Raw genomic sequence first — 19,149 nt, 5'->3', positions numbered from 1 at the left:
GCCCCGAGTCCCGCTTTCGGTGTCGGGTGGGCGGTTGAGCTGGGTGCCGTCCCGATGGGCTGTGTCGGATATTCTCACGCGATGAAGGTGGCGCCGTCACGGTTGCGTTCGTCCTGGGGGTCGTTGACGGTGCTGGCGGTGGCGATGACTGCCACCGGCTGTGTGGGGGCTGTCGACCGGGCCGATTTCGATACGGCGATGGAGTCGCGCGGTGGGGGGATGACCACGACCCTCGTCGGTGACGGACTCGCGGCGCTCGCCGTCCGGTACGGCGTCGACGAGGTGCAGGTGACGAGTGTGAATGTCGCGCCCGTCGAGACGCTGGATGTGACGGTCCGCAATCCGGCGAAGCCCGATCAGCTCGACAGGTTCACATTCGACGGCGAATGGCTGAGCGACCCGAGCCCGGTGATGGTCTCGGCTCTGGAGGATCTCGACGCGCGGGCGTTCGGGATCGGCGACGTTCCCGCGCTCGGTCGTGTCGAGGCCTTGGTCGATGATGCTCTCGCGCACACCGGTTTCGAGGAGGGACACGTAACCGGCATCGCGGTGAACAGGACGGAGGGGTTGTGGCCGACGGCGATGGTCGAGTCGCCGCGGTCGCGGTCACTCGTCGTGTTCGACGCCGAGGGAGCGGTGATCGGGGTGCAGCGGCTGTGACAGAACCCGTGGAATTGGGTGTGGAGTCCGCACGACCGAAACGGCCTCTCGTGATGCGGACGGTCGCGTGGGTGATCGGTGTCGTCGCGGCCGCCGGTATGTTCACGTTGATCCTCTCGGTGATCTGGCCGGGCCAGGCCGTCTACCTTGCCCCGGTGTTCTGTGAGCCACCGGTGAGCGAGGCAATGGTCGTATCGGACACCTACGCCACCGGAGACGGGACCTCTACCGACTTCGCGTTGTATTGCGTCGGAGAGCGTGGCCAGACCCTCGACGAGGGGTGGCTGCGGCCGTTCCTTCTGCTCTGGGCGGTGTATCTGGCGGTCGTGGCAATCGTGTTCGTGGTCGCACGCATATCGAGTTGGCAGCGGGCGGTACCTGAGGATCAGTTCAGAGGGCGTTGACGGGGTTCACCGGTCGGCAGGGGCCGTCGATGGGTCCGGCGATACCGGCGGCTGGCGACAACCTGCCGCCCGCGAGCGTGGTCGCCGGACTGATGCGCACCCCCGCCCGGCGGCCGGTGAGGAAGGCACGTACCGCGTCGCGGGCGGCCGGTTTGCCGGAGCGGATGACGGCGTCGGCCGGCAGGTGGTCGCGGCCGCGAAGGTGTCGGGCCGGGCACCGACAGCAGTAGCCAGGACCGGGCGTGCTCGGCCGGATTCGTTCGGCCTTCAGAGCGGGCGCGACCGTTCTATTCGGTGTGTTTCCGCACCGACGCCGAGTTTGGTGTTGGCCTTCCCGCTTGGGTGCGGCGTCTGCGGCGGAGACCTCACCGGTGCCCTGATCCTGCTGGACTTCCTCCGTCACGTCGACCTGACCGACTTCCGGTGTTAGGGGACTTGTCCGGACCCGCTGTGAGGCAGTCCGATTGGCGCAATGGGTCAGTGTGGTGTACAACATCCACACGCATGGATGTGAAGCAGATCACATCACCTGTAACCGATGGACACAGGCAACGCGTCGCAGGTTGCCTCGCCCCGGCGCCACAGTGAAAGAGGAGTACATGAACACAGCCTCGACCGTCCGGACGTCCCCGCTCGCCGCGCGCCCACTCCGTGGCGGCGGCTCGATGAGCACGGCGGAGATCAAATCCAGGATCGAGGCCATGTTCGCCGACCGCCGCCCGGCCGCTCAGACAAGCGCGCACTGAAAAGACGAGGAGAAGACATGAATGTGCTGCTCCTGCTCATGTTGCTGCTGACCGGGTTCGCTGCGGTTCTGGCGATGCAGACCGACGAACAATCCCGTTCTCGCCGCTGAGGACGGGTCGCGGACGCGATCCCAGGCCCAGCACCGGAGGTGCCGCATTCGAACGAGTGCAATGCGGAATCACCGAGAGGGGATGAGTCCCCGGTGAACAGTTTCCGAATTCCGCGGTTCGAGTCCTCTCGAACGCTTACCTGTCGGCGGGGCTGGGTAGGCGCGGTAGCGGTGCACGTTGCGCCGACCCGATGCCGTCAATGCCGAAGGGGCGAAACCCGCATGAGCACACCCGACACCACCACCTTGCTGGCGCAGCTGCGCACAGTCCTCGACCTGACCCACACCGAGATTCAAGTAGCCGAAACCCGGATCGTGCAGGCCCGGACGGATGCGGTGCGCCGGGAGTTGTCCGAGAATGCCGACAACGGTCGCGCCCGCGCACAGGCCATCGAGTCCGCGATCCGCGAACTCGGCGGTGTCCCCGAGTTGATCGGACCGTTCCTCGGGCGGGCCGCCGCCGCGGTCAAGGCGATGGTCGAGCAGGCGCAGCCGTTCGACGAGGCCTTGATCGGTGATCTCGCGCTCGAGCACCAACTCCTCGACCGAGCCCGATACATCAAGACCCTCGCCGTCGCGGCCGGGAACAAGGACGTCGAGAATCTGGCGTTCCGGTTGATCGCCGCTCACTCGGCGACCGTGGACTGGCTGACCACCGTCCTCGCGGAGGACGCGCTCGGCGGGCCGGCGGCGTTGCGTCGCACCCCGCTGCAGGCGGCCACCGGAACCGCGGTGCGACTGGTCAATGCGCCGGTCATTTGGTCGGCCCGCGGCCTGGACCGGGCACTCGACACCGTCCGCGCCACGCCGCCGGCGCTCAGCGAGTTACTGAACCGGGGCGCGCGCGCCGGCGACGTTGCCGTCAAAACTCTGACAGCGTCCCGCGATGCCGCCCTCGAGACCGCAGAGCAGGTCACCCGCCGCGAAGGGGCCGACGGGGCAGCGGGAGTGCTGCATTCGGCCCGTACCGCGGCCGGAGTTCTCGAACCGGGTGAGCTGCCCATCGACGGTTACGACGACCTCAATGTCTCCGAGGCGGTGGCGGCGGTCAAGGAGTTGACCGAGCCGGCGGATGTGCGCGCCATCGTCGCGTACGAGGAAGCGCACAAGAACAGGCACGGCGTCGTCTCCGCATCGCAAACTCGTCTCGCCGCGATCGCTCAGAAGGTCGCCGGCCTCAGCTGACCGGCCGGTAGGGCGTCCGATCGAGGTCCCGCGGGTTGACCGTTGAAACAGCCCGCGGGACCGTCTCCCCGATCCGTGAGGCCGGCGACGATCCGTTCGGCGACGGCCCCGTCGACGGTGCCCTTGCGGTCGCGGCGGCACAAGTCGGTTTGTGGAACGCGACGTCGGGGCACTCGCGCCAGAGCGGTGCGAAAGGTGTTCGAGCCGAGCGAATTTTGAGGTGGGATGGTTGTGAATCTACTCGAGCGAAGTGTGCGCCGACTCGAACACGCTCACTCCTTGGATCGACCCACCGGCGCGGTCGTGGACGCCATAAACAAGTGGCTACCGGCGGGCCGGGTCAAGGGTGCGCTGTCCGGCACCGATCTGGGGCACCCTCTGCACCCCCTCCTGGTCACGGTGCCCATCGGGGCATGGGTCAGCGCCGGCTTCCTCGATGCGATGGGCGGTCGGAGCGCACGGCCGGCCGCGACGAAACTCGTGGGGCTGGGCGCGCTTGCCGCGTTGCCGGCCACTCTCACGGGGGCGTCGGACTGGGCCGACACTCTCGGTGCCGAGCGCAGGATCGGCGCCGTCCACGCGGCCTCCAACTATGCGGCCATTGCCGCATATCTCGCGTCGTGGACGGCGCGACGTCGCGGTCGTCACGGCGTCGGCATCGGTCTGTCGGCAGCGGGGGCCGGACTGCTCGGAGTCGGCGGCTGGCTCGGTGGTCATCTGACCTATGCCGCCGGAGTCGGCGTCGACACCACCGCGTTCTCCACTCTGCCCTCGGAATGGACGGACGCGGCCCCGGAAACGGCATTGGCCGACAGAGAAGTGGTCGCCGTGCTGGTCGGTACCGTATCGGTGCTGTTGGTAAAGCGCACCGACTCCGTCGTCGCGTTGAGCAACCGCTGCACCCATCGCGGCGCTCCCCTCGACGACGGAACTCTCGCCGAGGGATGCATCGAATGCCCCTGGCACGGGAGTCGTTTCGGTATCGCGGACGGTGCAGTGCAGCGAGGTCCCGCGACCCGACCTCAACAGGTCTACGAGGCCCGGGTGCGGGACGGTCGTATCCAGGTCCGGCAACCGGACGAGCAGCGGACGCTACGGACAAATCCTGTTGCCAGCGGCAACGATTGACGGCGCAGTCCACACAGAACAACAGACCACACAGAACAAGTAGCGGACAGTCTCCCGCTAGTGATTGCGAAGCGAGTCGATGAGATCCTTCTTGTTCAGTTTCGAATAGCCTTCCAAACCCAACTCTTTGGCGCGCTTCTTCAGGTCGTCGACCGTCCAGTCCTCGTAGGAGTGGGACTTCCCGCCCGACTTTCCGACGTTCTTGCGACCACGATTGGCTGCCGCATTGGAGATGCGCGCCGCCTTCTCCTTGGAATCACCCTTGTCGCGTAATTCCTCGTACATCTTCTCGTCTTTGAGTTGGGGTTGCGAATCGCCGCGTGCCATCTCGTGCTCCTCCCATCATCGACCGTTCGGCGCCTCTTTTCCGCCTACCCGTGGACGTAAAGTTCCAAACGACGACTCGAGATGTGTCCGGTCGCGGGGATGTGCAATCTCCCCTCCTTTTCCTCGAACGCAATGTCCGGGAATCCAGTCGAAGACTCCGTGACCGATCGGCTGGCGCACCCCGGATAGTTCGACATGGCGAGAGGGCACGTGCCCGTCGCTGTTTTCGCGCAGGGATGCAGGGGTAACACTCGAGAAGGACATTCGAGTCCGGCACCGTCCCTTTCAGAAAGGCACTCCCATGACTCGGCCCGCTGCATCAGCCACGCGCTCCCCACTCCAACTCGCCGCCCTGATCGTCGGCGCAGTATTTCTCCTGGTCGGCGTCCTCGGCTTCATCCCGGGCATCACCGCTGATTACGACATGCTCACCGCCGCCGGTCACCACTCCGAGGCCAAGCTCCTGGGGGTGTTCGAGGTGTCCGTACTGCACAACATCGTGCACTTGGTGTTCGGTGTGGCCGGTATCGCGATGTCCAGACGGGCCGACACCGCAAAGTTGTTCCTCATCGCCGGTGGTGTCATCTACCTCGTTCTATGGATCTACGGCCTGCTCATCGACCAAAACAGTGACGTGAACTTCGTGCCCGTCAACAGTGCCGACAATTGGCTGCACTTCGCGCTCGGTGTCGTCATGGTTGCGCTCGGTTTCCTGCTCTCTCGCAACACCTCCGCGACCACACCGCGAGCCCGGACACTGTGAACACGACGACCGTGCTGATCGACAACGTCGAACTTGGAAGCCGGTCGACGTCATCCCGCAACAGGAAATCGAGCGACCGGAAGGATCGCGCCTTGTGGACCTGACAGAGCACACCCTCGACACGGTACGAACGGCGCTCGTGGTGGCGCCGTTCCGCGTCGCCGCCTCGTTGCGGGGCGGCGCCCGGGTCTTCCATCCGCGCGGCCTGGTGACCGCCGGGCACCTCGAACTCGACTCTCCGTGGTGGCCGCCGCCGACGCGTACCCCGGTCGACGTCGTGGCCCGGATGTCCGGCGGCGTGGGAACACCGGCCGGTCTGCCCGACGTGCTCGGACTTGCCGTGCGAGTACCGCTCGAACACCCGGGTACACACTGGGATCTACTCCTGGCAAGCTCCGGTACCGCAGCGGCGACACGACTGCTACCCCTCCCCGCACGGGGCTGGGCCGGCGCCCGCTACAGCAGCCTGATGCCGTACTCGTCGAGGGGAACGGACATCAGATGGATCGTCGCCACCCCGGTCGGCCCGCACCCGCCGTCTACGACTTTGAACGCGCTGCGTGATGCACTAGCTGCTGCGCCACTACGGTTCCGGCTCGAACTCGTCACTTTCGCCGGTTCCCCCGTCCCCGCCGGTCAGCTGACGCTGACGCAGGCCCTGGGACTTCCGGACGACGAGCAACCGACCTTCGATCCGGTACTGAACTGTCCGCCCGAGGTGGCGCTGCGACCCGGATGGCTCGCCGCCGTGCGGGTCGGCGCATATCGGGGAAGCCGACACGGCCGCGGCAACCCGCCCCCGTAAACCATTCCGCCGGAAGCAACACCACGAAATGGTGCATGCGGCGACGTGTGGTCGGACGGGGCGGAAGGGAGTCGGGCCGCCGCGCGGATTTCGCGTTCGCGCCTCGAACACGGGACGAATGCGTTGCGGCGGCCGGGGGTCGTGCGCGACGGTTCGGGGTACTTTGTGCGCTACCGCATGAGAAAGAGGGCTTTCGGGTATCCGTTGCTCGTGGAGATCATTGGGATACTTATTCTGGTCGGTGTCATCGCCTATGTCCTATACAAGAAGTGGGGACAGCGACGGCCGTCGGAGCGCGACTGAGCCACCACCCATCCGTCACCGCGGGGGAGGGGATGCGGGCATCGCTCGTGGGCGTTGCGGCAGGGGGTGTTTCGTGGACGCCACGAGTCCGTTTCTTCGGTATTGCCCGTCAGGAACTTCGACGACCGCGTTCTTCGTAGAGAGGATGTGCAGATGATCCGGGTCGCCTCGGTGCCGGCGTCGCACGTGTATGTGCGACACCTCGCGGATCCCGACGGCCATGATCAGGTGGTCCGGCTTCCGGATCCGGTGCCGGCGGATGGACGGAAGGTGCCGGGTGGATGGTGGCCGCCGGTGATGCTGGATCCGCGGTGGATCAGCCGGCACCACCGCGAATTCGATGTGTTTCATATCCATTTCGGCTTCGACGCCATCTCCCCGGACGTCATGAACGATGTTCTGCACGAATTGTCGGTTCGGCACGTCCCGGTGGTGTATTCCGTGCACGATCTGCGTAATCCGCACCAACGCGATCCCGAACAACATCTCGAATTGCTCGATGTGCTGGTTCCCGCCGCAGCACAGGTGATCACCCTCACCACCGGTGCGGCGGCGGCGATCGATCGGCGTTGGGCCCGCACGGCCGCGGTCCTTCGTCATCCGCATGTGGTCGAGCGCCCCCTCATCGACCGGCCCAGAGCCCGCGGCGGTGAGTTCGTGGTCGGCGTGCACGTGAAAAGTATGCGCGCGAACATGGATCCGTTTCCGATCCTAGACGTTCTGGCAGACACGGTTTCCCAGCTCGAGTGTGCCCGTCTGCGCATCAACGTCCATGACGAGATCTTCGAGCCGGCCAATTACTGGTACGCCCCCGACACGGGTGCGCGCCTCCTGCGCTACCGCGGTCGGAAGAACGTCGACGTGGTCGTCCACCCGTATTTCTCGGACGAGCAACTCTGGGACTACCTGTCGTCGCTGTCGGTGTCGGTGCTTCCGTACAGGTTCGGTACCCACTCCGGTTGGCTCGAGGCCTGTTACGACCTCGGCACGGCGGTAGCAGCACCGAGCTGCGGCTTCTACGGCGAACAACAGGACTGTGCGGTATTCGGATTCGACGAGGAGCATTTCGACGCGGACTCGTTGGACGGCTGCATCCGGACGCTCTACGACGCCGAACCGGTGCGGGCGACCGGGGCCGAGCGCGCATCACAGCGGCGCGCCCTGGCCCGCGCACACCATTCCATTTACCAGAAGGCTCTTTCATGAGCGGCCCACCACTGCGGATCGCCCTTGTGGCTTCCTGCCGATTCCCGATCCGGCAGCCCTTTGCCGGCGGCCTCGAATCGCACGTGTGGTGGTTGGCCCGCTCGTTGTCCGCGGACGGGCATCAGGTGACGTTGTTCGCCGGACCGGGCTCGGATCCGGCGCTCGGGTGCACGCACCTCGACGTCCGGACACTCGACGTCAGCGCTGCGGCACGCGCGGATACGTCGATGCCGTCTCACCAGTTCATGGCCGAGCATCATGCGTATCTGCAGCTGATGCTCGATCTCGCCGGACCGCTGGCGGGAGCGTTCGACGTGGTCCATAACCACAGCCTGCACTACCTGCCGGTGGCCATGGCGGCGACGGTGGCCACCCCCATCCTGTGCACGCTGCACACACCGCCGACGCCGTGGCTGGAGTCGGCCATCGCGGTCGGCGCCGGACCGGGCGCCTATTTCGCGGCGGTGAGCGCCCACACCGCCGCGGCGTGGCAGCACGTGGTCGGTGAGATCGACGTCATCCCCAATGGGGTCGATCTCGCGGGATGGCCGGCCGGTCCGGGTGGGCGGCAACTGATCTGGTTCGGTCGTCTGGTGCCCGAGAAGGGTGCGCACCTTGCGATTACGGCCGCGCAGCGGGCCGGGCGTCCTCTGGTGCTGGCCGGTCCGGTCAGCGACGCTGAGTACTTCGCACAAGCCATCAGGCCGCGTCTCGGAGCGGATGTCACGTATCTCGGTCACCTGGAGCAGCCTGCGCTGGCCGCGGCGATCGGCAGTTCCGCGGCGGCACTGGTGACGCCGGTATGGGACGAGCCCTACGGGCTGGTGGTGGCCGAAGCACTCGCGTGCGGGACGCCCGTCGCCGCGTTCGCGCGGGGCGGGATCCCGGAGGTGCTCACGCCCGACTGCGGCCGCCTGGTACCACCCGACGACCTCGACGCCCTGGTCAGGGCAATCCCAGTGACCGTCGGACTCTCGCGCACGGCGGCCCGCGCCCGGGCCCGGGAACAGTGTTCCGAACGGATCATGGTCGACGCGTACGTAAACACGTACCGGCGACTGACACAGGCGCACCACAGCGGCGCGACGGCGCGGCCCACCGGGGTGACACTGTGATCGGCTACTACATCCATCACCACGGGCAGGGGCACCGCGCGCGGGCGCAGAGTATCTGCGCCGCTCTCGCCACTCCCGTCACCGCGCTGTCGTCGGCACCGCAACCGCACCCCGAGCGTTTCGCCGATGTAGTCTGCCTGGCCCGGGACGACGACGGCGACGCGGCCGAGAATCCGACCGCGAACGGCGTTCTGCACTGGGCCCCCGCGCTGGATCGGGGACTTCGATCACGGATGAATCAAATAGCCTCCTGGGTCGATACCGTCCAGCCCAGTCTCCTGGTGGTGGACGTGTCGGTGGAAGTGACGGTGTTCGCCCGACTGCTGGGCGTGCCGGTCGTCGTCATGGCCATGCCCGGCGACCGAACCGATCCAGCCCATCGACTCGGCTATCAGCTTGCCGAGCACATCATCGCGGCGTGGCCGCAGGAGATGTACGACCCGTTGTGGCTCAGAGAATTTGCCGGCAAAACGACCTTCGTCGGCGGTATCACCCGGTTCGACGGTCGCGTGGCCGGCGACACCGGACCGTCACGGCGTCCTCGGGTCCTGGTGCTCAGCGGCACCGGCGGGACGGATCTGTCGATGGACGACGTCCGGTTGTGCACCCGTCGGCATCACGAGTACGAGTGGCAGGCGCTCGGCATCCCGGGTGCACCCTGGGTGGACGACCCGTGGCCACAGTTGTGCAGTGCCGACGTCGTCATCTCGCATGCCGGTCAGAACGCCGTCGCCGACATCGCCGCCGCGAGGCGGGCGGCGATCGTCATCGCCCAATCCCGTCCCTTCGGCGAGCAGGACGCCACTGCGGCGGCGCTCGCTGCCAACGGGCTGGCCGTGTCGGTGCCGCGGTGGCCGTCCGTCGCTGCGTGGCCGCACCTGATCGACGCTGCCATGACGCTGGGCGGTCGCCGGTGGGCTCGCTGGCACACCGCAGGGGCGGCGGCGCGTGCGGCACGGGTCATCGACAGCCTCGCATCGAGAGCCGGGGCAGTGCGATGAGGACCGCGCTCGTCACCATTGCCGCCCACCGGGACACCCATCTCCGGTTGCACCTGCAGTCCCTGCAGCGAAGCACCATGCCCCCGTACGTGCACGTGGTCGTCGCGATCGGCGACCCCGGGGTGGCGCACGTCGTGGCCGCCGAGAGCAACTCGGCGCGCGTGCTGTGGGTCGAGCACGACCGGGGCCCACTTCCACTTGCCCACGCCCGCAACGCCGGTGCGGCCTCGGCCGTGGCTGCGGGGGCCGAACTGCTGATCTTCCTCGACGTGGACTGCATCGCGGGGACCGCACTGCTCAGCCGATACGTCGACGCAGCACGACAGCGCCACAACCGCGCTGCACTGCTGTGCGGTCCGGTCACCTATCTGCCCCCGCCCGACCCGTCAGGGTACGACCTCGACCATGTTCATGAACTCCACCGCCCTCATCCGGCGCGGCCGGCCCCGTCGGCGGGAACAGTGCTGACCGGCACGGACTACGACCTGTTCTGGTCGCTGTCGTTTGCCGTCACCACCTCCGCCTGGAACCGGATCGGCGGATTCTGCACCGAGTACGCCGGCTACGGCGGCGAAGACACCGACCTCGCGTACACCGCCGCCGCTGCGGGGGTGGGTTTGCGGTGGGTGGGCGGCGCCGACGCGTTCCACCAGTACCATCCCGTGTCCGACCCACCCGTCGAGCATCTCGACGACATCCTCGTCAATGCGCAACTGTTTCATCGCCGTTGGGGCCGTTGGCCGATGCCGGGCTGGCTGCGGGCATTCGAGGAGCGAGGGCTGATCACTTACGATCCAGGATGCAGATGCTGGGTCCGGTCGACGTGATTGTCCCCCTTCGATATCCGACGTGTCAGCGGCTCCTGGTCGAGGCGAAACAAGCGCAGCCAGTCGGCCGTCACGCCGGCCACCGGTCATTCGACGAGTTCGGCCTTCGCGGTGGCCACGGAGGCGCAACCGGGGCACAAGACCATGTCGTCGATACTCCAACCGTTCAACCGGGCCTGCGTTGCGGCGGCCGTACGGTCGACGGCAGGGGAACGGTACAGGTGATCGCAACGGCTGCAGCCGAACACGTGCTGCGGGTGCGCCGATTTCCGTGACCCCGTCATGTCGACCGCCGCTCACCGAACAGGATCTGCTGCCACCACTTCGTCAGTGGACTCGGGTCCGGCCACAGCACCGGTTCCCCTGACAGAACCGCGTCGTCAGTGATGTAGTCGTCGGTTTTGCTGCGACGACGATCGTCCGTGCGCACAGCAGTACACCTCCCCTCGACGTCGTGTGCCCGCGAGCCGGCGGGCACCCCCACTGTGCACTCCTGAAATTAGCACTCTCCGTTGTGGAGTGCCATGGTCCGAGTGGACCGTCTCGGAGTGGTTACTGACTGATTGCGACGTCGGCCGCGGAAGATTGCCTCGTGCGCCGACCTGCTGAATCTTTGCTGTCGAAGCAGTCGATGCGGTTGACGTGATCTGTCCGACAGAATTGCCGGTCAGTAGCCTCATCGACCCTCGGCGACGGTCGCGCGGTGCCGGACTCGGCCTCCGTCCGGTGCGACGTGTCGTCGAAGCATTGTCTCGTCGATCCGATGAGGGACATTCATGTGCACCCGGTGGCCCGCGGTCGGGTATCGCCCCCGGGCTGATCTTCCCGGTCTCGGCGTTGCCCAATCGCTGACGCGTTCCGCCACTCGGAGCTCAGGCGGGTGTTGTCGGCGGTCAGTTGGTCGTTACGGGCGGTGAGCTGGTTGTTGTCGTGGGTCAGATCCGCGGTGCGCTGCTCGAGCGCGAGAATCTGACCGATGCCGACAAGGTTGACGCCGTCGCCGATGAGTTCGGCGACACGGCGCAATCGGGCGATGTCGAAGTCGCTGTAGCGGCGGGTGCCCCCGTCGGTCCGGGTAGGTGCGACGAGGCCGTGCTGCTCATACAGCCGAAGTGCGCCGACCGCGAACCCGGACAATTCCGCGGCCACCGAGATCCCGTACAGCGGGCGCCGCGACGGCCCGTCCGAACGCGGCTGCTCAGCGGGGTCGTCCGGCGATCGGATCGGCATCGCCGCACCTTCCGTCGAAAAATTCTCCAGAAATCTTGTCAACTTCTACTGCGAATGCTATACCAGATCTACAGAATCTGCTGAAGGTTAACCGTCACAACGAGGTTCTTCTGGAGGTGGTCACGATGTTGATGCGCACCGATCCGTTCCGCGATCTGGAACGACTCACCCAGCAAGTGCTCGGCACACCGGCGCGGCCGGCGGTCATGCCCCTCGACGCCTGGCGTGAAGGCGACCGGTTCGTCGTCGAGTTCGACCTTCCCGGAGTGCAACTCGATTCCCTCGATCTCGATGTCGAGCGCAACGTGGTCACAGTGCGGGCCGAGCGCCCCGCCCCCGACGAAAATCGGGAGATGGTCGCCGCCGAGCGGCCCCGCGGCATCTTCAGTCGGCAACTGATCCTCGGCGACAACCTCGATACCGACAAGATCGAGGCGCACTACGACGCCGGGGTGTTGCGCCTGGCAATCCCTGTCGCCGAGAAGGCGAAGCCGCACAAGATCGAAGTGACCGGCAACGGTCATCAGTCCCAAGCCATCAACGCCTGATCGACGCGAGTCGCAACCGGGAAGGAGGTCGAGAGGCGATGACGACCGCGATTCCGTTCGGTGCTATCGCCAGTTCTGCCGACCCCGCGATTCGGCCGTGGCACGAACTCGAATACGCTGTGCTCGAACTCGATTCCGACTTCATCCTGGCCGACGCGTTGACGCCGCGGGCCGTGGCTCTGCTCAGTCGGATCGGAAGCGCCCACCTCGACGGTGCCGTGCCCCGGCAGGGATGTTCCAAACGCTGGCCAGTCATCGCAGCGGATCCAGTGGAACGCTCTGCTACGCAACGCTCTCCGCCGACCAGGTGAGGTCGCGGCGTCGGTTCCACAGATTCGCGAAAGGACGGTGATTATTCGAAACGGCATCCGGCACACACATGCATCCGCGGCAGGCAATCGCCCGTCTCATGAATTCGTCCGGCGTCCAAGTCGGGGTCTCGAGGAGAGGGCGGTTCGCCTGCCGCTTCCGTGTTCCTCACGGGGTCGTGAACCCCGTCGGTTCGCTCAGTCGATCGAGTCGACGCGCGGTCTTGACACAGAGTTCGCCACGGCGTTTGACTTGGACGCAAGCTCGTGTTGGCTCGCCCGATGGTGTCCTGGGAGGTTGACGTATGCGCGGCATAGGGTTGGCGGGTTCCGGGCATCGACGCGGAGCGACTCCCCATCGCAGGACCGTCTGGGTACTGGCACTGGTGGGAGTGTGCCTTCTCCCTCTGGCGGCTACCGAGACGGCCGGCGGCGAACCGGCGGCTGACGTCGACACCGGGTTCGCGATCCCGTTCTCGGGGGCACCCGGCTACGAGCCCCTGGCACCCACGCAGATGACCCGTCCGGATCAGCTCAACCAGCCACTCGGTCAGCAAGCGGCGGACGAGATTGCCGGCCAGGTTGGGCTCAACCGGGCTGACGCTTTGTCCGAGCAGCAGTATCACGACCTCATCACCGGAGGCGGAGTCGGCGGCAGCCGCGACGCTGCCGAGGTGATCGAAGCATGCGCTGAGATCCTCACGAATACGACCGGCCGACCCCTCTATTCGAATGTCGATGGCAATTCCACACCGTCGGTGCTGGCCAGCTACGGGCTCTACGTGAACCCCAGCGGACTGCTGGAGAGCCCGGCGAACGCGGACGCGCCGACGAGGCAGGTGAACTCGCTGATCGCTCCGGGCGGTTTCGTGGGCACCTGGTTGCGGGACAACGGTGCGACACGAACCCTGATAGCGCTCTATCAGTCGGCATATACGGTGCAGGCGGTCTACGGCTTCGCAGCGCAACAGATCTCGGGCGCAGCACAATTGGTGACCAACACCAAGGGTGGCGTGAGTTCGGAGGTCGGCATGTCGATGGCGCCGCCGCTCTGGATAGTGAACTTCGCCCTGCTCTACATCTTGAATCCCTCCCTGGCAGCCGCGATGCCTGCCCATTGGGCTCCCATTCCGTCGGCGGTTGCCGACGCCGTGAAGGCGAGCCCCACCGGCCAGGTTCCGTTCAGCGACTACGCATCTTACTTCCAGTAATCGATCAGGAGCCTGGCGAGTCCTAGTCCTAGTCCTAGTCCTAGTCCTAGTCCTAGTCCTAGTCCTAGTCCTAGTCCTAGTCCGACCGGTAGGTGCAACGCGGCGGCTCTCGCCGCTGCGATGAGGCCGCCGCGTCCGTCGGATTCGCGGTTGCGATCAGCTGCCAAAAATTGTGCCGAGATCCGCGAGTCCGGGAAGGTTCTCGGCCGCGGGAGGTGCGGGGTCGACGCCGGGGATGGTCACGACGGTGGAGACTTGTTGGACCGTGTAGGCGGTCGTGGGAATCATATGCGTCCTGAATGTCCTGTTCGTCAGGTTGAAGTGTTCGGTGAGAATGGTGCAGGAAAAACCAACCGATCGGCATGGTTTGGGTGAAACTGCCCGCGAGCGAGCAAAGGTAGGTGACAGGATGGCCGGATGGGGAGGCAGATCGGGATTTTCGGGGGAGTGGGCTTGGTCGCCGGGCTGTCGCCGACCCTGATGTTGCTGTACGTCTGGTTCACGGCCGCTGTCGGAGTTGCGGTGGAGATGTCGCTGATGCTGGCGCTTTATGCGCTCAGTGCGCTCGCTGCGACCGCCGCAGGTGTCGCCGTGGCGGCATTCGGCTACTACACCGACCCGGTCACCTTCGTGTGCGTGATCCTGACAGTTGTGATGGTGTTGGTCGCGATTGTCGGTGCCGCGCGGGTCTCGGTGTCTCCGTGGAGGGAGTGGCTGCCATTTCGAGATTTCGACGTGATCCGCCGCGGACGAGTCGGATGGCGTGCTAGAACCAGATAGTGACTCTGTGCGAGCAGATCGAGATCGACGACCGAACACGCATGATCGTCGGTCAAGAGCTGGATATGGTCGCCGGCCAGCCGGACGTGTGCAATGTGATCGTTCACCGAGCCGGGGATCTGCTGGTGCTCGTCGACAGCGGTGTGACGTCGGTGTTCCGCGACGCGATTCGGTCCGCTGCCGACGATCTTGCTCCGTGGTCGAACATTCTGTTACTCACGACCCACGGTCACCCTGATCATGTCGGGAACAACGACCTCATTGCAGAGCTGGGCGACGGGATTGATCGCGCGAACGTGCATCATTTCGTCAGCGCGCATGACGCGGTCCAGTACCGCGATCACGGGATATCCTACTGGATAACGAGTTTGGGTCGGGTGTCCGGCTTGGTGCCGGGGTTCGAAGATCCTTCCGCGGCGGCTCGTCAGTTGCTCGCGATGTACCGGCCCTACGTTCCCGTCACCGACATCACCCGGACCTACGAGGAGCTCCCGCTCGAGCACCTCGTCATCGGCTCGCAACATGTGTCGGGCTGGTCGTTCGGCGACGGTGCCGTTCAGGTCATCCGCACCCAGGGGCACTGCGCCGGCCAGGTGGTCGTCCACCTTCCCGAGGCGCGGTTGTTGCACCTGTCCGACGAACCGAACGGCCCGTGCGGCGCCATGCACGACGCCAACCAGATGAACATCTTTGCCGCGATTGCCCAGGCTCTGACGCTGGTCGAGACCGGTGCCGTCGACGTTGTCACGGAGGGCCATGCGTTCGAGGTGTTCGATCGTCGGACCGCAGTCGAGCGCCTGTCGACGCTACTCGATCAGGCTGCGGCGCTCGACGGCGCCGCACAGGAACTGCTCGCCGGTGGCATCGACGACCTACCGGCGTTCGTGGAAGCCTTCATCGCGCGCTCGCAGGAGCTCGGCGCCTCGGGTGCGAACCCGAATCCCATGTTCAACACCATGATGACGATTGCCAAGCTCCGCGATCTCGGTCTCGTCGTGGAAGGTGAAGGCTCGCAACAGACATGGAGCCGACCCGTGCTCGGCGACACCCCGCGCGCACCCTGATCGCCGGAGCCCCTCCCGGCTCTATTTCGAGGTGATCCGCCCCGGGTCTCCAGCGCCCACACTTGCCCGGGCCGGGGTCGAACGGTGCAACTCGCACCATCCTCGTCCGGAACCCGGTGGGAGTTGACATAGATCGCAGCGCAAATGCGGTGCATGGTGGAGACCTTCGCCATACCAGTGCCGGAACCGCCCGCCACGGCGGAGCCCATCCACCGAGTCCGGTGACTGGGGCCGACGGAACAGAAGTCCCAGATGCTTTGGCGAGCACAGAGATCAGAGAGGCAATTTCCCATGACGAGCATCAAAGGCAGTATCCTTCGATCGGTGCCCAACTCGACACCCGTGAACGACATCATGACCATCGTTCACGAAGACGGCGGTGTCATCATCGAGGACTTCCTCACGGAAGGCCAGGTCAGGGCGCTCAACTCCGACATCGATGTCGCAATCGGCGCGATCGATCCCGGGGCGAAGTATGACGACTCGTTCATGATCGATTTTCATGGTCGCAATACGAAGCGTTTGACGCGGATGTTCGAAACCAGTGAGACCTTTCGGACCGAAGTTCTGGATCTCGACCTCTTTCACGCGCTGGGTGACGCTGTCTTCCTGGAGGAGTCCGGAACTTTCTGGATGACCACGGCGCAGGTGATCGAGATCGGCCCGGGAAACAGTGCCCAACCGCTGCACCGTGACCTCGAGAACTGGCCGTTGTTCGTCACCTTGGGCCCATCCGGCCCGGAGGCCGGAATCAATTTTTTGACTGCGCTGACCGACTTCACCGAGGAGAACGGCGCGACGCGCATCATTCCGGGCAGTCACACATGGCCGGACTTCGAGGATCGTGGCACGCCGGAGATGACAGTTCCGGTGGAGATGAAAGCCGGTTCCGCGGCGCTTTATCTCGGCAAGACCGTGCACGGTGGTGGTGAGAACCGCACCAAGAATCAGTACCGGCGCGCCATGTCCATTGCACTGCAGGCGAGTTACCTGACCCCCGAGGAGCCTTGGCCGTTCCTCGTCGATGTCGAAGACGTCCGCCCACTGCCCGAGCGAGTGCAGAGCATCCTCGGATTCCGCTCGCAGTACCCCAAGGGTTCGCCCGGTCTGTACAACGTGGACTTCGCTGACCTCGCCGACCATTTGAAGCTGACCAGCAGCGGCGGATAGCAGCGCCGCTCGCCTGCCGACAACCTCCGAGCGCGGGCCTAATGCCGGCAACGGGTGCGCGAGAACTACCGTGCCCCATGGCAACCGCGGCTCGCGCAGTCAGGCGCGCAAACCCACAGGCCACATGCCTCGATATGAGCCGTTCTTCCCAGAAGGATCGATCACATGATGTCCACCTCGGTAAGCAGCGTCGCTGCGCGAGCAACAGACCACGACGTGGCGGTCATCGACTGCGGGCTGATGGGGGCCGCGCTGGCGCGAACGCTCGTGGCCGGTGGATTCTCGGTTACCGCCTGGAACAGGACTCCCGAACGAGCTCAGGCACTCGTACCGGACGGCATTACCCCAGCACGATCTGCCGAGGCGGCGGTGCAATCGTCGCGACTGGTGATCGTGTGCACGACGAGTACCGAGTCGACACTGTCGGCGCTTGGTGCGGTTGACCTGGACGACGTCACGCTGGTGAATCTCACCAGCGGCACGCCGGACGAGGCCGAGGCGATGGAACGCTGGGCCGCCGAACAGGGCGCGGCATACCTTGATGGCGCGATCTTCTGCTACCCCCACGAGATCGGCGCGGCCTCTACGATGATCGCCTACTCCGGGACACCCAGTGTCTGGGCCGCGCATCGTCGCACCCTGATGTTTCTCGTCGGGGCTTCGGACCATGTGTCCGGCCAGGTCAGAGCCGCGAATCTACTCCTCCTTGGCAACCTTCCGTTCTTCGTGGGCGCGTTGGAAGCTTATGTGGAGGCGGCGACCTACCTGCAGCGCGAGGGTTTGTCGGCGGCCGAGATGCGCGTGACTACTCTCCAATGCCTCGACCTTCTACGGCATGCCACGGAGGAGGTGGCGTCAGCGATCGAGAGCGGGAACCACGCAACGGAGCAGGCGACGATCACCACCTTCGCCGAGGGAGCACGGTCGGCGCTTGCGGCTATCCGACAAGCCGGGGTGCACGCCCTGATGCTGGCGGTGGCCACCGAGAACATAGAGGGAGCGCAGGCTGCAGGCCTGGGGAGTCTCGGATTCTCCGCCCAAACCAGGCTGGCAATGCCCGACTCGCCGAGTTGTCCATGATCGCCGCATTGCCGGGGCAAAGTGTCAGTCGTCCTCTTGCAGTTCGACGAGGGCGAGCGCGGTGTCGACAGCAGTCTGATTCTGTGCCAGAGGGCGCGGCAACAGCTCATCGACCCGCGCGAGCCGTCGGTCGATTGTGTTCCGGTGTGCAAACAGCTTTTCGGCCGCCTTGGAGATGTTGGACTGCTCAGCGATGAAAACCCGCACTGTATGGCGAAGTGCGCGGTCTGCGGTCGCCAGTGCACCGAGCGTGTCGGTGATGAAGAGCTGTGCCTCTGGGACGTCGGACGTCAGCAGGGAGATCAGCTGGACGTCCTCGAATCGAACGGTACGGCGGCGGGATCCGAGACGCGCCAGGAGGTTCTGCGCCGCGGCGGCGTCGAGATGACTGCGCCGAAAGCCGTTGATATCCGGCCCGGCCCGGCCGAGGGCTATGCGAACCCCGGGGATGTCCGCGACGATTGCAGAGAGGTCGGCCCCGAGGGGCGCCTGGGTCACCGGTAGCCACACCCACAGAGCGGCGAAACCGGCAACCAGCGTCAACCGGCGCTCCGCGCCACACACGCGCATGAGTTGTTCCGCCGCCATCTCGAGCCCACCGACGTGGTCCTCCGAGTCGACCCACACGATCGCGGCGAGGTGGTGACCGGTCAGCGCGTAGCCGAGCTGCGCTTCTGCCCTACCACGGGTGATCGACGCTCCCTGAAGCAGCAGTTGCACCGTGGCAAGACGTTGGACCAGCGGTCCGCGAGCGAGCTCGGTCCGCACCTCGTCCACATGGGCGGACACCGCTGCCATCAAATCGTAGAAGTAGGTTATGAGCGAGTTCGCTGAGATCTCGACCAGCTCTCGCAGGTCCTCGAGGTCATCCGTAGCGTCGAAACACCCCTTCAACCACCAGCACCACGTGACCCATTGCGATGCGCGCCACGCATCGACGTCGTCGGTGTCGACGCCGCGCAGCACCAGGTCGCGCGTATGCGTCACCAAGTCCGGGATGAGCGTCGGCTCGACCAGCTGCCCCGGACGGTCGATGTTGGCCACGAGCCAATGGGCCAAAGTGGAGTGGGTGAAGCGTCGATCCAGCTCGGCGAGCATGGGGTCCTCGGCGAATGTCGGATCCTTTAGGCTGCGCTGCCCTGCGTCCCAGGCTTCGTCGGCGACCGCGGCCACGGTCG

At 65.7% G+C, this 19,149-nt stretch carries 23 protein-coding genes; 17 read left to right on the top strand and 6 right to left on the bottom strand.

Going from position 1 to position 19,149, the window contains the following annotated elements:
* Positions 1-81 precede the first annotated feature (81 nt).
* Together H0B43_RS13210 and H0B43_RS13205 are read left to right on the top strand one after the other, a co-directional pair.
* The gene (locus H0B43_RS13210; RefSeq protein WP_185727477.1) at positions 82-660 is read left to right on the top strand and encodes a hypothetical protein; all 579 of its coding nucleotides are present in this window, start codon (positions 82-84) and stop codon (positions 658-660) included.
* Complete coding sequence (locus H0B43_RS13205) at positions 657-1,064, top strand: hypothetical protein (RefSeq protein ID WP_312033781.1); 408 nt, start codon at positions 657-659, stop codon at positions 1,062-1,064. The genes H0B43_RS13210 and H0B43_RS13205 overlap by 4 nt, the downstream gene beginning before the upstream one ends.
* On the opposite strand, the gene H0B43_RS13200 is transcribed toward H0B43_RS13205, so the two are convergent.
* A complete protein-coding gene (locus tag H0B43_RS13200; RefSeq protein WP_185727478.1) occupies positions 1,051-1,467 on the bottom strand; it encodes a hypothetical protein in 417 nt (138 codons plus the stop codon). The genes H0B43_RS13205 and H0B43_RS13200 overlap by 14 nt on opposite strands.
* Positions 1,468-1,663: 196 nt before the next feature.
* On the opposite strand from H0B43_RS13200, the gene H0B43_RS13195 reads away from it, so the two are divergent.
* The 3 genes from H0B43_RS13195 to H0B43_RS13185 all read left to right on the top strand — a co-directional run bounded on the left by H0B43_RS13195 (position 1,664) and on the right by H0B43_RS13185 (position 4,233).
* Positions 1,664-1,810, top strand: coding sequence for a hypothetical protein (locus H0B43_RS13195; protein WP_185727479.1), 147 nt, complete (start codon positions 1,664-1,666; stop codon positions 1,808-1,810).
* Between the two features lie 332 nt (positions 1,811-2,142).
* The gene (locus tag H0B43_RS13190; RefSeq protein WP_185727480.1) at positions 2,143-3,105 is read left to right on the top strand and encodes a ferritin-like domain-containing protein; all 963 of its coding nucleotides are present in this window, start codon (positions 2,143-2,145) and stop codon (positions 3,103-3,105) included.
* 279 nt (positions 3,106-3,384) lie between these two features.
* Complete coding sequence (locus H0B43_RS13185; protein ID WP_252189801.1) at positions 3,385-4,233, top strand: Rieske (2Fe-2S) protein; 849 nt, start codon at positions 3,385-3,387, stop codon at positions 4,231-4,233.
* Between the two features lie 57 nt (positions 4,234-4,290).
* On the opposite strand, the gene H0B43_RS13180 is transcribed toward H0B43_RS13185, so the two are convergent.
* A complete protein-coding gene (locus H0B43_RS13180; RefSeq protein WP_185727481.1) occupies positions 4,291-4,560 on the bottom strand; it encodes a Rho termination factor N-terminal domain-containing protein in 270 nt (89 codons plus the stop codon).
* Between the two features lie 301 nt (positions 4,561-4,861).
* Between H0B43_RS13180 and H0B43_RS13175 the strand changes: the two genes are divergently transcribed.
* From H0B43_RS13175 to H0B43_RS13150, 6 genes are all read left to right on the top strand, one after another.
* Positions 4,862-5,323, top strand: coding sequence for a DUF4383 domain-containing protein (locus H0B43_RS13175; RefSeq protein WP_185727482.1), 462 nt, complete (start codon positions 4,862-4,864; stop codon positions 5,321-5,323).
* 94 nt (positions 5,324-5,417) lie between these two features.
* Entirely contained in the window at positions 5,418-6,128 is a 711-nt protein-coding gene (locus H0B43_RS13170; RefSeq protein WP_312033782.1) for a hypothetical protein, read from the top strand.
* Positions 6,129-6,584: 456 nt separating this feature from the next.
* Positions 6,585-7,637: a glycosyltransferase family 1 protein gene (locus H0B43_RS13165; protein WP_185727483.1), complete on the top strand. Its 1,053-nt coding sequence runs from the start codon at positions 6,585-6,587 to the stop codon at positions 7,635-7,637.
* Positions 7,634-8,752, top strand: coding sequence for a glycosyltransferase (locus H0B43_RS13160; protein WP_185727484.1), 1,119 nt, complete (start codon positions 7,634-7,636; stop codon positions 8,750-8,752). Before H0B43_RS13165 ends, H0B43_RS13160 begins: the two co-directional genes overlap by 4 nt.
* The gene (locus H0B43_RS13155) at positions 8,749-9,753 is read left to right on the top strand and encodes a glycosyltransferase (protein WP_185727485.1); all 1,005 of its coding nucleotides are present in this window, start codon (positions 8,749-8,751) and stop codon (positions 9,751-9,753) included. Before H0B43_RS13160 ends, H0B43_RS13155 begins: the two co-directional genes overlap by 4 nt.
* The gene (locus tag H0B43_RS13150; protein WP_185727486.1) at positions 9,750-10,580 is read left to right on the top strand and encodes a glycosyltransferase family 2 protein; all 831 of its coding nucleotides are present in this window, start codon (positions 9,750-9,752) and stop codon (positions 10,578-10,580) included. Before H0B43_RS13155 ends, H0B43_RS13150 begins: the two co-directional genes overlap by 4 nt.
* A gap of 280 nt (positions 10,581-10,860) precedes the next feature.
* Here the strand turns inward: H0B43_RS13150 and H0B43_RS13145 are convergent, their stop codons facing one another.
* Both H0B43_RS13145 and H0B43_RS13140 read right to left on the bottom strand, forming a co-directional pair.
* Positions 10,861-11,010, bottom strand: coding sequence for a hypothetical protein (locus H0B43_RS13145; protein WP_185727487.1), 150 nt, complete (start codon positions 11,008-11,010; stop codon positions 10,861-10,863).
* A 344-nt stretch (positions 11,011-11,354) separates the two neighbouring features.
* Positions 11,355-11,810 carry a MerR family transcriptional regulator gene (locus H0B43_RS13140; protein WP_185727488.1) on the bottom strand — a complete coding sequence of 152 codons (456 nt, stop codon included), beginning with the start codon at positions 11,808-11,810 and terminating at the stop codon, positions 11,355-11,357.
* A gap of 125 nt (positions 11,811-11,935) precedes the next feature.
* Between H0B43_RS13140 and H0B43_RS13135 the strand changes: the two genes are divergently transcribed.
* Both H0B43_RS13135 and H0B43_RS13130 read left to right on the top strand, forming a co-directional pair.
* Positions 11,936-12,358 (top strand): Hsp20/alpha crystallin family protein, encoded by a 423-nt coding sequence (locus tag H0B43_RS13135; RefSeq protein WP_185727489.1) that lies wholly within the window; start codon positions 11,936-11,938, stop codon positions 12,356-12,358.
* Between the two features lie 613 nt (positions 12,359-12,971).
* The gene (locus H0B43_RS13130) at positions 12,972-13,877 is read left to right on the top strand and encodes a hypothetical protein (RefSeq protein WP_185727490.1); all 906 of its coding nucleotides are present in this window, start codon (positions 12,972-12,974) and stop codon (positions 13,875-13,877) included.
* Positions 13,878-14,033: 156 nt separating this feature from the next.
* Here H0B43_RS13130 and H0B43_RS42495 read toward each other — a convergent pair whose 3' ends face one another.
* On the bottom strand, positions 14,034-14,165 hold the full coding sequence (locus H0B43_RS42495; protein ID WP_282555438.1) for a hypothetical protein: 132 nt from the start codon (positions 14,163-14,165) through the stop codon (positions 14,034-14,036).
* Between the two features lie 165 nt (positions 14,166-14,330).
* Between H0B43_RS42495 and H0B43_RS13125 the strand changes: the two genes are divergently transcribed.
* From H0B43_RS13125 to H0B43_RS13110, 4 genes are all read left to right on the top strand, one after another.
* Positions 14,331-14,657, top strand: coding sequence for a hypothetical protein (locus tag H0B43_RS13125; protein ID WP_185727491.1), 327 nt, complete (start codon positions 14,331-14,333; stop codon positions 14,655-14,657).
* A complete protein-coding gene (locus H0B43_RS13120) occupies positions 14,657-15,721 on the top strand; it encodes an MBL fold metallo-hydrolase (RefSeq protein ID WP_185950065.1) in 1,065 nt (354 codons plus the stop codon). The genes H0B43_RS13125 and H0B43_RS13120 overlap by 1 nt, the downstream gene beginning before the upstream one ends.
* Before the next feature lie 324 nt (positions 15,722-16,045).
* Positions 16,046-16,891: a phytanoyl-CoA dioxygenase family protein gene (locus H0B43_RS13115; protein ID WP_312037618.1), complete on the top strand. Its 846-nt coding sequence runs from the start codon at positions 16,046-16,048 to the stop codon at positions 16,889-16,891.
* 165 nt (positions 16,892-17,056) lie between these two features.
* On the top strand, positions 17,057-17,971 hold the full coding sequence (locus H0B43_RS13110) for an NAD(P)-dependent oxidoreductase (protein WP_185727493.1): 915 nt from the start codon (positions 17,057-17,059) through the stop codon (positions 17,969-17,971).
* 24 nt (positions 17,972-17,995) lie between these two features.
* Here H0B43_RS13110 and H0B43_RS13105 read toward each other — a convergent pair whose 3' ends face one another.
* The gene (locus H0B43_RS13105) at positions 17,996-19,144 is read right to left on the bottom strand and encodes a helix-turn-helix domain-containing protein (RefSeq protein ID WP_312033783.1); all 1,149 of its coding nucleotides are present in this window, start codon (positions 19,142-19,144) and stop codon (positions 17,996-17,998) included.
* Positions 19,145-19,149 lie beyond the last annotated feature (5 nt).

The sequence above is a fragment of the Rhodococcus sp. 4CII genome (genome assembly GCF_014256275.1).
In the GTDB taxonomy this organism is placed as follows: Bacteria; Actinomycetota; Actinomycetes; order Mycobacteriales; family Mycobacteriaceae; genus Rhodococcus_F; species Rhodococcus_F wratislaviensis_A.
Note: the sequence above shows the minus strand (reverse complement) of the source record. Positions and strands in the feature narration are given on the sequence as shown.

Excerpts from the sequence above, each read along its gene's own strand:
- H0B43_RS13210 (WP_185727477.1), top strand. The coding sequence starts at position 82 with ATGAAGGTGGCGCCGTCACGGTTGCGTTCGTCCTGGGGGTCGTTGACG.
- H0B43_RS13195 (WP_185727479.1), top strand. The coding sequence starts at position 1,664 with ATGAACACAGCCTCGACCGTCCGGACGTCCCCGCTCGCCGCGCGCCCA.
- H0B43_RS13190 (WP_185727480.1), top strand. The coding sequence starts at position 2,143 with ATGAGCACACCCGACACCACCACCTTGCTGGCGCAGCTGCGCACAGTC.
- H0B43_RS13180 (WP_185727481.1), bottom strand. The coding sequence starts at position 4,560 with ATGGCACGCGGCGATTCGCAACCCCAACTCAAAGACGAGAAGATGTAC.
- H0B43_RS13175 (WP_185727482.1), top strand. The coding sequence starts at position 4,862 with ATGACTCGGCCCGCTGCATCAGCCACGCGCTCCCCACTCCAACTCGCC.
- H0B43_RS13165 (WP_185727483.1), top strand. The coding sequence starts at position 6,585 with ATGATCCGGGTCGCCTCGGTGCCGGCGTCGCACGTGTATGTGCGACAC.
- H0B43_RS13160 (WP_185727484.1), top strand. The coding sequence starts at position 7,634 with ATGAGCGGCCCACCACTGCGGATCGCCCTTGTGGCTTCCTGCCGATTC.
- H0B43_RS13150 (WP_185727486.1), top strand. The coding sequence starts at position 9,750 with ATGAGGACCGCGCTCGTCACCATTGCCGCCCACCGGGACACCCATCTC.
- H0B43_RS13140 (WP_185727488.1), bottom strand. The coding sequence starts at position 11,810 with ATGCCGATCCGATCGCCGGACGACCCCGCTGAGCAGCCGCGTTCGGAC.
- H0B43_RS13135 (WP_185727489.1), top strand. The coding sequence starts at position 11,936 with ATGTTGATGCGCACCGATCCGTTCCGCGATCTGGAACGACTCACCCAG.
- H0B43_RS13130 (WP_185727490.1), top strand. The coding sequence starts at position 12,972 with ATGCGCGGCATAGGGTTGGCGGGTTCCGGGCATCGACGCGGAGCGACT.
- H0B43_RS42495 (WP_282555438.1), bottom strand. The coding sequence starts at position 14,165 with ATGATTCCCACGACCGCCTACACGGTCCAACAAGTCTCCACCGTCGTG.
- H0B43_RS13110 (WP_185727493.1), top strand. The coding sequence starts at position 17,057 with ATGATGTCCACCTCGGTAAGCAGCGTCGCTGCGCGAGCAACAGACCAC.